The sequence below is a fragment of the Coprococcus sp. AF38-1 genome, assembly GCF_003603945.1.
Taxonomy (GTDB): Bacteria; Bacillota; Clostridia; order Lachnospirales; family Lachnospiraceae; genus Coprococcus; species Coprococcus aceti.
Window position 1 is genome coordinate 119062 of the sequence record NZ_QVGO01000001.1, and the last position, 14838, is coordinate 133899.

10 protein-coding genes are annotated in these 14838 nt (G+C 44.8%); 5 read left to right on the forward strand and 5 right to left on the reverse strand.

The genetic code is table 11. From position 1 onward, the window contains the following. The first annotated feature begins 169 nt into the window (after nt 1–169). Together DW025_RS00590 and DW025_RS00595 are read left to right on the forward strand one after the other, a co-directional pair. Nucleotides 170–3523, forward strand: a complete 3354-nt coding sequence (locus DW025_RS00590; RefSeq protein WP_119998131.1) for a transglutaminase domain-containing protein — start codon at nt 170–172, stop codon at nt 3521–3523. Between the two features lie 33 nt (nt 3524–3556). Then, a complete protein-coding gene (locus tag DW025_RS00595) occupies nt 3557–5647 on the forward strand; it encodes a fibronectin type III domain-containing protein (RefSeq protein WP_119998133.1) in 2091 nt (696 codons plus the stop codon). 87 nt (nt 5648–5734) lie between these two features. Here the strand turns inward: DW025_RS00595 and DW025_RS00600 are convergent, their stop codons facing one another. After that, nucleotides 5735–6709 carry a putative ABC transporter permease gene (locus DW025_RS00600; protein ID WP_118758030.1) on the reverse strand — a complete coding sequence of 325 codons (975 nt, stop codon included), beginning with the start codon at nt 6707–6709 and terminating at the stop codon, nt 5735–5737. Nucleotides 6710–7096: 387 nt separating this feature from the next. Between DW025_RS00600 and DW025_RS00605 the strand changes: the two genes are divergently transcribed. The 3 genes from DW025_RS00605 (at nt 7097) to trxA (ending at nt 10197) form a co-directional block, all read left to right on the forward strand. Beyond that, nucleotides 7097–7417, forward strand: coding sequence for a DUF6110 family protein (locus DW025_RS00605; RefSeq protein ID WP_022217250.1), 321 nt, complete (start codon nt 7097–7099; stop codon nt 7415–7417). A 37-nt stretch (nt 7418–7454) separates the two neighbouring features. Further along, complete coding sequence (locus tag DW025_RS00610) at nt 7455–9530, forward strand: heavy metal translocating P-type ATPase (protein WP_117550919.1); 2076 nt, start codon at nt 7455–7457, stop codon at nt 9528–9530. 355 nt (nt 9531–9885) lie between these two features. Further along, nucleotides 9886–10197: a thioredoxin gene (trxA, locus tag DW025_RS00615; RefSeq protein WP_022217252.1), complete on the forward strand. Its 312-nt coding sequence runs from the start codon at nt 9886–9888 to the stop codon at nt 10195–10197. 178 nt (nt 10198–10375) lie between these two features. Here the strand turns inward: trxA and DW025_RS00620 are convergent, their stop codons facing one another. The 4 genes from DW025_RS00620 to DW025_RS00635 all read right to left on the reverse strand — a co-directional run bounded on the left by DW025_RS00620 (nt 10376) and on the right by DW025_RS00635 (nt 14651). Next, entirely contained in the window at nt 10376–11722 is a 1347-nt protein-coding gene (locus tag DW025_RS00620; protein WP_118758116.1) for a citrate/2-methylcitrate synthase, read from the reverse strand. 40 nt (nt 11723–11762) lie between these two features. After that, nucleotides 11763–12413, reverse strand: coding sequence for an endonuclease III domain-containing protein (locus tag DW025_RS00625; protein ID WP_015533674.1), 651 nt, complete (start codon nt 12411–12413; stop codon nt 11763–11765). 181 nt (nt 12414–12594) lie between these two features. Next, nucleotides 12595–13224 (reverse strand): uracil phosphoribosyltransferase, encoded by a 630-nt coding sequence (gene upp / locus DW025_RS00630; protein WP_015533675.1) that lies wholly within the window; start codon nt 13222–13224, stop codon nt 12595–12597. A 38-nt stretch (nt 13225–13262) separates the two neighbouring features. After that, nucleotides 13263–14651 (reverse strand): uracil-xanthine permease family protein, encoded by a 1389-nt coding sequence (locus DW025_RS00635; protein ID WP_118758031.1) that lies wholly within the window; start codon nt 14649–14651, stop codon nt 13263–13265. Nucleotides 14652–14838: the final 187 nt, after the last annotated feature.

Below are 14838 nucleotides of genomic sequence, written 5' to 3' on the forward strand. Positions count from 1 at the left end.
AATTTTACAAAACGGAATATTGTTGTTCAAAATTGCGCAGTTTGACATATCCTACAAGATGAGACGAAATGACCTAAAGGGCTGTCGGATGATGGAAAAATCATATATAATATTAAGTAATTGGGGGATGAACGGACTAGTACAAAGAGTGTGGAAAAGGAGGAGCTATATGAGAAAAGATATGCGCAGAAGATTATGCGTTGGTGTGGTGGCATTTTTTACGGCAATCGCGGTAATGGGAGGTGTCCGATATAGTGCATTTGCCAGTGATTATCATGCAAATGAAGACAGCTTTGAGGATGAGGCATTGGTGGAAGAGACAGTTGACCTGTCGGATACACTGCAAAAGGGTGGACTTGGAATATCGCAGCCATCCGGCGATGTTGCGACTCTGGCATCCACATATGATAAAGATGCATTTGATGCCCGTCTGGTGGAGGCATTCAAGAATTACGAGAGCAGTGTAGATGTGTCTGACATAGGGATAACCCGTGATGAGGCGTACAACGGAGGGATAAATACTGTCATAAATTCACATCCGGAGATTATTGGCATTGCGGGCACATCATATTATTATAGTCCGAGTACAAATCTTGTCACAAAGATTGTCATTACATACACTTCAAACGCAAGAGAAGAGCAGCAGAAACTGGATGCTGCGATCAATGAACTGAACAGCAGGGTGGACATAAGCGGAATGACTGATGAGGAGATAGTTCTTGCATATCACGAGTATCTTACATCCACAGTTGCCTATGCATATGCTGCATATCTGCAGGGATCTTTAGGCGGAGCTCACGAGTACGATATGTATGGAGCACTGGTAAATCACAGCAGTGTGTGCCAGGGGTATGCAGAGACGATGTTTTATCTGCTGAAAAAGGCAGGATTGTCATGTGCCATAGCATCAAGCCAGAATATAAATCACGCATGGAACATAGTGAAGGTAAACGGAAAATGGTATCATGTGGATGCAACATGGGATGACCCAGTGTGGGATATGCCGGGAAGGTCAAATCACGATTATTTCCTTGTGAGCTTTGATACAATGAATAAGAATACGCTAACCAACCACACTAAGGACAGAACGGATATGGTTGTCAGCGCACAGTGGGGAGATACATACACATCTGCGATAGATACAACATATGAGAGTGGTAAGTTCTGGAATGGTGTAAATAAAGCAATTTTATATAAGGATGGTTATTGGTACAGTATAGGAAGTGGGGCATCAGATACTGGTTACCAGATAAATAAGTATCAGTATTCAACAGGCACAAACAAAGTTATATATTCGGGCACAGCAAAATGGACAGCTCCAAGTGGCGGATACTATCCAGGTGTTTACGGATCAATATATCTTCATGGCAATAGTCTGTATTTTGCAACGCCGGACAGCTTGAAAAAGATTGATCTGATATCTGCAGCGGCCAGCCCGGTAGAGATTTTAAACATACGGACAAAGTATAACAGTGCATCTGGAAGTAATCTGTATGCATTTGGAGAGCAATATGGCAAGGTTGTGTATTTCATTGCAGATACACCAAATCTGAAACAGACAAAGGATACGAGCGATTCTACAAAGTATAATAAAAACTATGAAGAGTACACACTGGATATTTGTATCAGTCATAATTGGGATGCCGGAGTAATAGTAACAGCACCAACGTATAAAAACGAGGGAACCAAGAAGTATACCTGTACAAACTGTGGCGAGACAAAGACCGAGACTATAGCCAAGCTGGTGTGCACCGAGCATGTATGGGATGCCGGAGTAGTAGTAACAGCACCTACGTATACAAGCACAGGTACAAAGAAATATACATGTGAGAACTGCGGTGAGACAAAGATCGAGACTATAGCCAAGCTGGTGTGCACCGAGCATGCATGGAATGCCGGAGTAGTGACAAAACAGCCAACATACAAGACAGAGGGAACCAGGAAGTACACCTGTACAAACTGTGGCGAGACAAAGACCGAGACTATAGCCAAGCTGGTGTGCACAGATCATGTATGGGATGCCGGAGTAGTAGTAACAGCACCTACGTATACAAGCACAGGTACAAAGAAATATACATGTGAGAACTGCGGTGAGACAAAGACCGAGACTATAGCCAAGCTTGTATGTACAGATCATGCATGGGATGCCGGAGTAATAGTAACAGCACCTACGTATACAAACACAGGTACAAAGAAATATACATGTGAGAACTGTGGCGAGACAAAGATAGAGACCATAGCTAAGCTTGTATGCACCGAGCATGTATGGGATGCCGGAGTAGTAGTAACAGCACCTACGTATACAAGCACAGGTACAAAGAAATATACATGTGAGAACTGTGGCGAGACAAAGACAGACATAATCGGGAAAATTGGTTGCACAAACCATGCATGGGATGCCGGAGTAATTGTAACAGCACCTACGTATACAAACACAGGTACAAAGAAATATACATGTGAGAACTGTGGCGAGACAAAGACTGAGACTATAGCCAGGCTTGTATGTACAAATCATGCATGGGATGCCGGGGTAGTGACAAAACAGCCAACATACAAGACAGAGGGAACCAGGAAGTATACCTGTACAAACTGTGGCGAGACAAAGACTGAGACTATAGCCAGGCTTGTATGTACAAATCATGCATGGGATGCCGGAGTAGTGACAAAACAGCCAACATACAAGACAGAGGGAACAAGAAAGTACACCTGTACAAACTGTGGCGAGACAAAGACTGAGACTATAGCCAGGCTTGTATGTACAAATCATGCATGGGATGCCGGAGTAGTGACAAAACAGCCAACATACAAGACAGAGGGAACAAGAAAGTACACCTGTACAAACTGTGGCGAGACAAAGACCAAGACTATAGCCAGGCTTGTATGTACAAAGCATGCATGGGATAATGGAACGGTTACTAAGAAAGCTACATATACAGCTACAGGAGTCAGGAAATATACTTGCAAGACATGTGGCGCAGCAAAGCAGGTCACAATTGCAAAGCTGAAGCTCACAAAGGTAACAGTAAAGGCCGCACAGCAGACCTCAGCGGTAAAACTTACCTGGAACAGATCTGCCGGGGCGTCAGGCTACAAGATATACAGGAGAACCGCAAAGGGAAGATATGTATGTATCAAGACAGTCAAGTCGGGAACGACAAGCTATGTAGACAAGACAGTCAAGTCAGGAAACAGGTATTACTACTGTGTAAAGGCATATAATGGAAATGTACTCAGTGGATATACAGAGGCAAGTATTCTCTATATCAAGGCTCCGGTTGTCACGGTCAGGAAGTCAGCACAGGGAGTGAAACTTTCCTGGAAAAAGTCTGCCGGTGCAAAAAAATACATTGTGTATAGAAAGACACCAACAGGCAAATACAGGGCAGTCAAGACTGTAACAGCGAAAACTCTCAGTTGGACAGACAAAACGGCAAAGAAAGGTCAGACTTATTATTACATTGTGAAGGCAGTGAATAATAAGACATACAGTGCAGCGTCACCGCAGAAGAGAATAAAAAGGTAGATGCTTACTGCGTAATTATAAGGGAGAAAAAGAATGAAATATGAAAATGTAAGACTCACAGAAGCTGTGCGGCGTATCAGGATGATATTTGTGGTGGGCGTCATCGCTGCGTGTGTGCTGTACGGCGGAAAAATACCAGCATTTGCGGAAGATACTCAGGAACAGTATGACTCATCACAGAGCAGCTATGGTCAGTTGCTTGAGCAGGAGGGCGATACTTCAGGCATCCTGCAATTTGGCGGACAGATAATAGAAGATGAAGCATCGGATTCATCGGAAGCGTCACTGGCAGCGGCAAATTCAAAGAAATATGAGAGTGCCATTGTCGGCGCTGTGGAGAAATTTTCACCGAGACTCAATGTAAAGAGCTGGGGATTGACCACACGAAATGTTGCAAATGTAGTCACAACCGCAATGAATGCGCATCCCGAGGTCGTGTATGTGGCAAGATACAGTTATCTGTATGACCAGACCACAGGAAAGGTCGTGTATCTGAAGTTCTCATACAAGCCAAATGCCCGAACCGAAAAGAAGCAGTTGGATGCAGCCATAGCGGAAGTGAACAAGCAGATAAATACAAAGAACATGAAGCCGGCAGAGATCGTGCTTGCATATCATGAGTTCCTGACATCCACAGTTGCATATGACACCAGCGGGGCTAAGGAATTTGATCCAACAACCGGAAGAGACCACATGTATGATATGTATGGTGTATTGGTTAAGAGGAGCAGCGTGTGTCAGGGATATGCGGAGACCATGTGGTATTTCCTCAGGAAAGCCGGGGTTCCGAGTGGAGTTGCCACAAGCCAGTATGTAAACCATGCGTGGAATGTTGTAAATATAGGTGGAAAGTGGTATCACGTTGACGCAACCTGGGATGATCCCGCAAGTGATATACCGGGAAGGTCGATGCATGATTATTTCCTTGTAAGCTTTGACACCTTGAACAGTAAGACTAAGGCCGCCAGCAGCGATTATTATCTTGGCAGATATGACACAAAGGTGGGAAATGTATGGAAGGGAACATACAGCAATGCCACGGATAAGCGATATGAAAAAGGCCAGTTCTGGAATGGCGTTGAGAAGGTCATCTTTTATAGAAAGGGCTACTGGTACAGCATAAAGCAGGGCAGCCAGTCATCATACTATCAGATAAACAAGTACAGCTTCAGCAACGGTGTAAATACAACGATATTTACCGGGCAGGATGAATGGCTGGATACAGATGGTACGACACTTAACAAACAGTATGGAACACTGTTCCTTGCACAGGAAAAGCTCTATTTCTGCACATCGAGATATGTTGCATGGATAGATCTTGAGGTAAATGAGCGCAAGGCGTGGGCTATATATGACATAAGACAGAAGTATGTATCAGGTGTAAACATATATGGAATGGGATATTACGGAAATGATGTTGTGATCTGGGTTTCCGACACTCCATCCTGTACAAGAAAGGACGCTTACTATCTCGGAGCATGTATGAGCCACAAATGGCAGGCGGGAGAGGTTACAAAACAGCCGACATTCACATCCCAGGGATCGCAGAAGTACAAATGCAGCAACTGCGGATATACCAAGAATGTCACACTTGACAAATTGAAGCTTGCGACGGTGACGGTCAAAACGAAGAATACAGGTAAGGGAATAAGCCTCACCTGGAATACCGATTCAAAAGCCACCGGTTATAAGGTATACAGACGCACAGGCAAGGGTGCATACAGACTTATAAAGACAGTGAAGGGAAGCTCTGTGAGATCAATGGTAGACAGATCTGTTGTAGGAGGAAAGACCTACACATACAGAGTATCGGCATACAACAGCTATACAAAGGGCGGCTCCAAGGCAAAGAGCCAGTATTATATAGGTTGCACGACCGCAAGAGCAAAGAATACCTCACAGGGAGTAAGAGTCTCCTGGAAGAAGACAAAGGGAGCCGCCGGCTATAAGATATACAAAAAGACAGGCAGCGGCAGATTCAAATGTGTGAAGGTTGTGAAAGCAAAGACCACAACATATCTTGACCGCCGTGTGAAGTCAGGAACAAAGTACACATACTTTGTAAAACCATACAAAGGAAAGACGGCAGGAACCTACAAGAAGGCTAGTGTCAAGTACAGATAAAAAGTAAATAGAGCGCGTAAAAAATACCATGTACAGCATTTCGCCTGTACATGGTATTTTTGCTTTTGTTATATGCTTAGAAAGATATTATTTTTCATTCTTGTGTTCAGTTATGTCCCTGTGGGAATTATCGAACAGATCTGTGTCGGCCACATCTGATGAATCATTTCGATTCAGGGTCTCGCCTATGCGGGCCTTTGCCTCAGTTCCGGCAGCCTTGATACCCTCGGTGATCACCTCGCTCTTTTCCTTGAGATTTTCACTTATCACAGCGCTTTTTTCCTTTACGTTTTCTGTAAGCTCCTCAGCCTTCAGTTTGATCTTCTTTGTTATGGAGAAGCTTTCAGGGTTATTCTCAAATGCTCGTTTGATCGATGCTGTATCGTGAAGAGAGAGAAGGAAGCTTGGCTTCTCCTTGAACTTCTCACGATCCAGAGCCAGTCGGGACTTGAGTTCCTCAACACGGACAATAAGATCATTCTCTTTCGCAAATTTCTTCACCTTGTTCATCAGGTTGAATGATACAACGCAGTCGATCACGAATACCCCGTAGAAGAAACCGATGAAGAAGGAGAATGTCAGGTGATCCGCCAGCCAGTACACAGCGTTCAGTATGTGTGGATGGAGGAAGAAATAGTACAGTGCCGCGATCACACCCCAGAAGAATGAGAACAGCGGACATATGATGCCCTGTATATTGCCCCACTCATCTGAGTAGTCCCACAGCTTGATGTTCATTCCTATTATAAATATACGTCCGGCAATGTATTCCACAACGGTCATGGCGATGGCCATGATCAGTACCACCAGAACCTTTTGCAAAACAGGATGGGCGTCAACAGCATCTATATGGATCAGGGACAGGAGATACAGCACCACCAGGCCTGAACCGTAGAGAGGCAGGTAAGGTCCGATGAGGAATCCCGGGTTGATCCATTTGTGGCTTGGGTTGCTCTTGGAGAAGAACTTTCTGAATATGACTTCAATGCACCAGCCCATGATGCATCCTATGAAAAATAAAAATAATATTACCAGAATACTTTTGATATTGAAATTATCCATACATGGAATCTCCTTTGTATATATGACTTTGCCAATAGTAATAAGATAGTATATAGAAGGAAAAAAAGCAACCTTACAAAATGTCACAAGTGTAAGATAGCTTGTTGATACTTATTGAGAAAAAAAGTCATTTAAATTGCGAATGTTATATTGGACTAACGCCGGGGACAGTGCTATACTTACAGCAAATAAAAAGCCACGAAACAGATGCAGACTCTTTCTACAGTACGAAGATCGAGAATGCATTTTTTACGTTAAGGAGAGTTTGATTGAACAAACCGTGATTAGAAAAATCGAATCACGGCGAAGCCTGTCATATAATCTATCATGCGTATAAGTGGTCATATCATTAATCAGAATAAATATATAATCAAGGAGGACAAAATCATGATGAAGGCATTAAAGAAGGTAAACTGGAAGAAGCTTGGAATATTTGCAGGTGGAGTATTATTTGGAACAGCTGGTATCAAGGTTCTCTCAAGCAAGGATGCAAAGAACGTATATACACATTGTACAGCTGGTGTTCTTAGAGCAAAGGATTGTGTCATGAAGACAGCAAATACTATCCAGGAGAACTGTGGTGATATCTACGCAGGAGCAAAGGATATCAACGAGGCAAGAGCACAGAAGGCAGCAGAGGCTGACTTTGAAGATACTGAGTGCACAGAGGCTGAGAGCGCTGATGCAGCAGAGACTGTAGAAGAGTAATCAGTATAAGACAAAACATAAGAAAGAGGCGAAGATCTTGAAGTTTTCTATTTTAAATGAAACAAAGAATCGTCTGCGTATACACATGGCACAGAGCCGCATGACCATGGCACAGGCCGACATACTTCAGTATTATCTGGAGAACTGTGAGGCAGTGGAAGAGGTCAAGGTGCACGACAGAACCTGTGACGCGATCATCATATATGATGGTGACCGTGCAGCGGTGATAGATGCGCTGAGACAGTTTGGATATGACAGGGTGGAGGTTCCGGCGGATCTCACAGAGACATCAGGCAGAGTCATGAACAGACAGTATGAGGACAAGCTGTTTTGGAAGACCGCCTGGTACATGACCAAGAAATGGATCATGCCAATGCCGCTTCGGTATTGTCTGACATCCGTCAAAGCTCTCAAGTATATAGGCAAGGGGCTCAAGTGTCTTGCGAACAGGAAGCTTGAGGTGCCGGTTCTCGATGCAACAGCCATAACAGCATCCATTCTGACAAATGATTTCGCGACAGCGGGATCAGTCATGTTCCTTCTGGAGATCGGTGAGATCCTTGAGGAGTGGACACATAAGAAGTCGGTGGATGGACTGGCAAGAAGCATGTCACTCAATATCAATAAGGTATGGGTGCGTGTGGATGATTGTGATGTACTTATGGACAGTGCGAAGATCGCAAAGGATGATCTGGTAGTGGTTCATATGGGCAATGTCATTCCATTTGATGGTGTTGTGGATCAGGGCGAGGGCATGGTCAATCAGGCATCCCTCACCGGAGAGTCAGTACCGGTCCACAAGGGACACGGAGACAGTGTATATGCAGGTACAGTTGTTGAGGAAGGTGAGCTGGTAGTCAGAGTTGTAAAGACTGGTAAGACCAGCAGATATGATAAAGTTGTTGCGATGATAGAGGAGTCTGAGAAGCTTAAGTCAGGACTTGAGAGCAAGGCAGAGCATCTTGCAGATGGTCTTGTGCCATGGACTCTCGGTGGAACTATCCTCACATACCTTTTAACAAGGAATATCACCAAGACACTTGCGGTACTCATGGTCGACTATTCATGTGCATTGAAGATGTCCATGCCTATAGCGGTATTGTCTGCTATACAGGAGGCAAATAAGCATCACCTCACAGTCAAGGGCGGCAAATTCCTGGAGGCTGTAGCTGATGCAGACACGATAGTATTTGACAAGACAGGAACACTTACAAAGGCATCACCTACGCTTGTACGCGTCGTATCATTTGACGGAAGAGATCCTGATGAACTGCTCAGGATAGCTGCGTGTCTGGAGGAGCATTTCCCTCATTCCATGGCAAGAGCGGTTGTGGCAGGAGCTGCAGCCAAGGGGCTGGAGCATGAGGAGATGCACTCCAAGGTTGAGTATGTTGTGGCTCACGGTATCTCATCAAGCATAGACGGCAAGAAGGTTGTCATAGGAAGCTATCATTTCGTATTTGAGGATGAGGGCTGTGTGATACCTGAGGATAAGATAGAGCTGTACGAGTCGTTGTCCAAGACTCATTCACATCTGTTCATGGGAATCGATGGCAGGCTGGCAGCAGTCATATCCATCAAGGATCCGGTGAGACAGGAATCGGCCGAGGTTGTTTCAAGGCTCAAGAAGCTGGGAATCAAGAAGGTTGTCATGATGACAGGAGACAGTGACAGAACGGCCAAGGCTATTGCAGAGCAGGTAGGAGTGGATGAGTATTACTCAGAGGTCCTTCCTGAGGACAAGGCAAAGTTTGTCGAGGCCGAGAAGGCTGCGGGCCGCAAGGTCATCATGGTGGGAGATGGAATCAATGACTCACCTGCACTGTCGGCATCCGATGCTGGAATTGCCGTAAGTGATGGCGCGGAGATTGCCAGAGAGATCGCAGATATAACTGTCAGTGCAGACAATCTGTACGAGCTCGTAACACTTAAGGAGCTCAGCAATAAGCTGATGAGCAGGATCAACAGGAACTATCGCAAGATAGTGACCATCAACACAGGACTTATCATCCTGGGCGTGATGGGAGTTATCCAGCCAACCACATCAGCACTGCTTCACAATTCATCGACGCTTCTCATAAGTCTTGACAGTATGAAGAAGCTGCTGGATTGATGATTGGAGCATAGAATTATATTGATGATCGAAGCGTAGAATCATATAGAATATAAAATAAAGCTGCCCTCTTCACTGGGATGAGTACCCGGGATTCCGGAACATTAGTGAGGAGGGCAGTTTTGTAGTTAAAAAATGATTTTAAATTTAAATAATAAAAATAATCTGTAAGAATTGTTGACCGGGCCGACAGGATATGACAAAATGTACGTATAAAACATGAGTAGATAGCTGAACATAAGGGCAGAATATTAGCAGATATTATCTGGAATGTTTATGAAATGAAAATATACAGATGTGTGTGGAGCACAGCATGATGCGTGTGTTCATCACAATAGAATGGAGGATGATCAGTATGGTAAAAACGGTAAAAGGCGATAATTTTGAAGATATAAAGGCATGCGGTGTGGCGGTTGCGGATTTCTCAGCAACATGGTGCGGACCGTGCAAAATGATGGCACCGGTATTTCACACGGTTGCAGATGAACTGAATGGTGAAGTGGACTTCTTCAGTGTGGACGTGGATGAGAATCCCGGACTTGCGGCTGCCAATAAGGTGTTCAGTGTTCCGACATTGATACTGTACAAGAATGGTGTTGAGGCATCGAGGAGTGTCGGAGCTATATCCAAGTATGATCTTCTCGATTTCATTGAGAAGATCAAATAATTGTCTGTGATATGTATCCCGGATATTTTCATTGGGATCTGAATTGAAGTGGGGATACAAACTAGAAACAGGAAAAACATAAAGCCCTGTCAGACTTAACATTCATATGGGTCTCATATTATGGATACATATGAATGTTAAGTCTGACAGGGCTTTAAGGTTATTGAAAACACATTGACTATCTGGCGTCTCTGTCTACATATTCTCTATACTTAACCAGACTCTTATATGCCGGTCTGATGATCTTGTCTGTAGTGACAAGCTCCTCGATTCTGTGAGCGCTCCATCCAACTATACGTGCCACCGCAAAGAGCGGTGTGTAGAGCTCCCTAGGAATTCCGAGCATCTCATACACGAATCCGCTGTAGAAGTCTACGTTAGGGCTGACACCCTTGTATATCTTGCGTTCCTTGGCGATGAGCTTTGGCGCGATCTTCTCAATGTTGTTGTACAGAGTCATATCCTCGTCCCTGCCCTTGGCAGCGGCAAGCTGTTCGACAAATGACTTGAAGACTTTTTCTCTTGGGTCTGACAGTGAGTAAACGGCATGGCCCATACCATAGATGAGTCCCTTGTGGTCGTAGGCTTGCCTGTTCAGCAGCTTATCCAGATATGCCTCTATGGCCTCTTCGTCATGGTAATCCTTTATGTGCTCCTTTATATCATCCATCATGTTCATAACCTGCAGATTGGCTCCGCCATGCTTCCTTCCCTTGAGGGATGAAAGGGCGGCGGCAATGGCAGAGTATGTGTCAGAGCCGGATGACGTTACAACTCTTGTGGTGAATGTGGAATTGTTACCACCGCCGTGCTCCATGTGAAGCAGAAGTGCTATGTCAAGAACTCTTGCCTCAAGCTCGGTATACTTCATGTCAGGCCTGAGCATCCTGAGGATGTTTTCAGCCACGGAAGCATCCTTGTCAGGTCTGTGAATGTACATACTTCCGTCGTTCTCATAATGGTTGTATGCGTGATAACCATACACAGCCATCATAGGAAATGTTCCGATGAGACCGATACACTGTCTGAGAACATTGTCTATATCCAGGTTGGTAGCCTGATTATCGTATGAAGCCAGAGTCAGCACACTTCTTGTCATGGAGTTCATTATATCCACACTAGGTGCTTTCATGATGACATCACGGGTAAAGTTGGTCGGCAGGTTCATGGACTCGGCGATGACACTGCTGAATTCTGAGAGCTGAGCCTCGGTAGGCAGTTCTCCGAAGAGAAGAAGATAAGCAGCTTCCTCAAATATATGGCGTTTTCCTTTGCCGCCTTTTACGAGATCCTGTACATCATAGCCTCTGTACAATAACTGTCCGTCACACGGAACCTTCTGGCCATCCACATCCTTAAATGCTATGATCTGTGATATATTGGTAAGACCGGTCAGAACTCCCTGTCCATTCTCATCACGCAGTCCTCTTTTTACTCCGTATCTGGCATAGAGCTCTTTGTCTATCACATCATGCTGCTGACAGAGAGAAGCCTGCTTCTCCACGTATTCTGTCAGATTCTCCATATACTCCATATAAGTAACTCCTTTCCGTTTGTATGATAAATCAGATGATCTTTTTGCATATGTCGCTTAGACAACATGCGTCGCAATGTGGCTTCGTTCTGGCTGTGCACACGGATCTGCCGTGATCCACCAGCCTGTGACAGAAGTCATTGCTCTCATCTGGAGGTACAAGCTTCCACAGTTCCATCTCAACCTTCTTCGGATCTTTTATCCCGTCAACCAGTCCCATTCGGTTGACAAGGCGTATACAGTGGGTATCTGTTACAATGGCAGGTTTGCCGTAGATATCACCCATGATGAGGTTTGCGCTCTTGCGGCCTACGCCGGGGAGCTTAAGCAGCTCATCTAGACTGTCAGGAACCTGGCAATCATAGGAATCAACAAGCATATTCATACATGCACTAATATCTCTGGCCTTGCTCTTCCCCAGTCCGCAAGGTCTCACAATGGCCTCGATGTCACTGACATCGGCAGCAGCCAGTTCTTTTACTCCCGGATATTTGGCAAATAAATCCTGGACTACCACATTCACCCTTGCATCAGTGCACTGCGCCGCCAGGCGGACACTGACAAGAAGCTGCCATGCGTGTGAAGTATCGAGGGTGCATACTGTGTCAGGATATTCCTTCTTCAGCCTCTCGATAATGTCCAGTGTTCTCTGTTTTTTCGTATATCTCTTCTGTGATTCCATAAAAAAGACCTCCAGTCTCTATATGATAACATGAAAGGCCTGCAAATGGATATCGAAAAAGAATTCTTAATAAAAATGTTAGAAGTGTGAAAATGTTGGGAAGAGAAGACATGCCGCAGCCCAGTATATGTGCTGGGCTGCGGCATGTCTTTGCTGGTATAAATATCATGTCTGAAAGATCTTACTTTGTTCCGAAAATTCTGTCGCCGGCATCGCCAAGTCCTGGGCAGATGTAAGCATTCTCGTTCAGCTCGCGGTCAACATGTCCAACATAGAGCTGGATGTCAGGATGAGCCTTGAGAAGTCTCTCAATTCCCTGCGGTGCAGCGATGATCGACATGAACTTGATATGCTTACCGCCGTGCTGCTTGATGAAATCAACGGCAGCAACAGCTGATCCTCCGGTTGCAAGCATAGGATCCGTGACAACTATAAGTCTCTCATCGATAGGATCAGGGAGCTTGCAGTAGTACTCGTGAGGTTCATGAGTCTCCTCGTCTCTGTACAGACCGATGTGTCCAATCTTGGCTGTAGGAACCAGAGCCTGAAGTCCACTGACCATTCCAAGTCCTGCACGGAGAATAGGTACGATCGCAAGATTTCTTCCTGCGATGACCGGAGTCATGCATTCCTCGATAGGAGTCTCTATACATACATCCTCGGTAGGAAGATCTTTCAGAGCCTCATATCCCATGAGCATGGCGATCTCTTCAACAAGTGCACGGAATTCGGCAGTTCCGGTGTTCTTATCTCTGAGCTTTGAAATCTTATGCTGAATAAGTGGATGTGTCATAACTGTGTAATCTGTCATATTGTGTAACCTCCTAATAAATAATATACAGATAATTATTATGCCTCAATGTCAGAGTTCTGTGGATTCATTCCAAGTCCGCGGCTTACATCACCCTTGGTGTTCTCACCAAATGTATAGTCGTTACCAGGCAGTATAGCGTTCAGCAGGATGCCGGATATAGCTGCGAGGGCAAGTCCTGTAAGAGTGATAGTTGTGCCTCCGATCGTGAATGTAAGGCCATTTTTGAAACCAAGTCCACATACCATGATAACGGCTGCGATGATCAGGTTTCTTGACTTCGTGAAGTCTACGTGGTTCTCAACCACATTTCTTACACCTATGGCTGAGATCATTCCGTAGAGGATGAAACTTATGCCGCCAATGATGGCGAAAGGCATTGAGCGGATGACTTCTGCAACCTTAGGTATGAAACCGAGAATAACTGCAAAAATGGCAGCCAGTCGTATAACTCTTGGATCGTGAACGCGGCTGAGCTCGAGAACTCCTGTGTTCTCTCCGTAGGTTGTGTTGGCAGGACCGCCAAAGAGTGCGGAGAGAGATGTTGCCAGACCATCACCGATAAGTGTTCTGTGGAGACCTGGATCCTCAAGGAAATTCTGATCTACAGTTGCTGATATGGCACATATATCACCTATATGCTCCATCATGGAAGCGATGGCGATAGGAGCCATGACAAGTATGGCAGTTAAGTTAAATTTACAGATCTGGAAAGGTGGCAGACCGAGAAAATGTGCGTCTGAAACTCCAGAAAAACTGAGTATTGCTGAACCATCAGGGTTGGTCATACCACAGAAGTGAAGTATGAGTGCAACGCCATATGAGATAAGTACACCCATGAGGATAGGTATGATCTTGAACATGCCCTTGCCCCAGATGTTGAACACAATGACAACAGCCAGTGCGATAAATGCAAGCAGCCAGTTAGTGGATGCGTTTGATATAGCTGATGGTGCGAGGCTCAGACCGATACATATGATGATAGGTCCGGTAACCACTGGTGGAAGGAATCTCATGACACGCTTCACGCCGACAAGCTTGACGATCAGTGCAAGTACAAGATACAGAAGTCCTGCAACCACAATACCGCCACATGCATATGGAAGCTTTTCGCCCATTGGCATGTCCTTGAATATGCCTGTTTTAAGGTCTGCAACTGTGGAGAAACCTCCAAGAAATGCAAATGAAGAACCGAGGAAAGCAGGTACCTTAAGCTTTGTGCATAAGTGGAAGAACAGTGTTCCAAGACCGGCACATACAAGAGTTACCTGAATTGAGAGTCCCTGACCCTCGAAGTATCCGTTTACGAGAAGCGGAACAAGAATTGTTGCACCAAACATGGCAAACATATGCTGGAATCCAAGTAAAAGCATCTTTGGAATTCCAAGCTTACGTGCATCACGAATGGCTTCTTTTTGATTATCCATAAGTAATAATCCTCCCATATTTTTTCTTAGTTAAATATTATAAAGTTTATTTACACTAAGGTCAATTTGAATAGTGTAATTTCCGTAAATTTCATGTCACAATTTTGTGAAAACAGCGAAAAAATGGAGACGATGTAATGCCGCGAAAGGTCGAAAAAGAATTAAGAAATGTAATATATGGTAACGC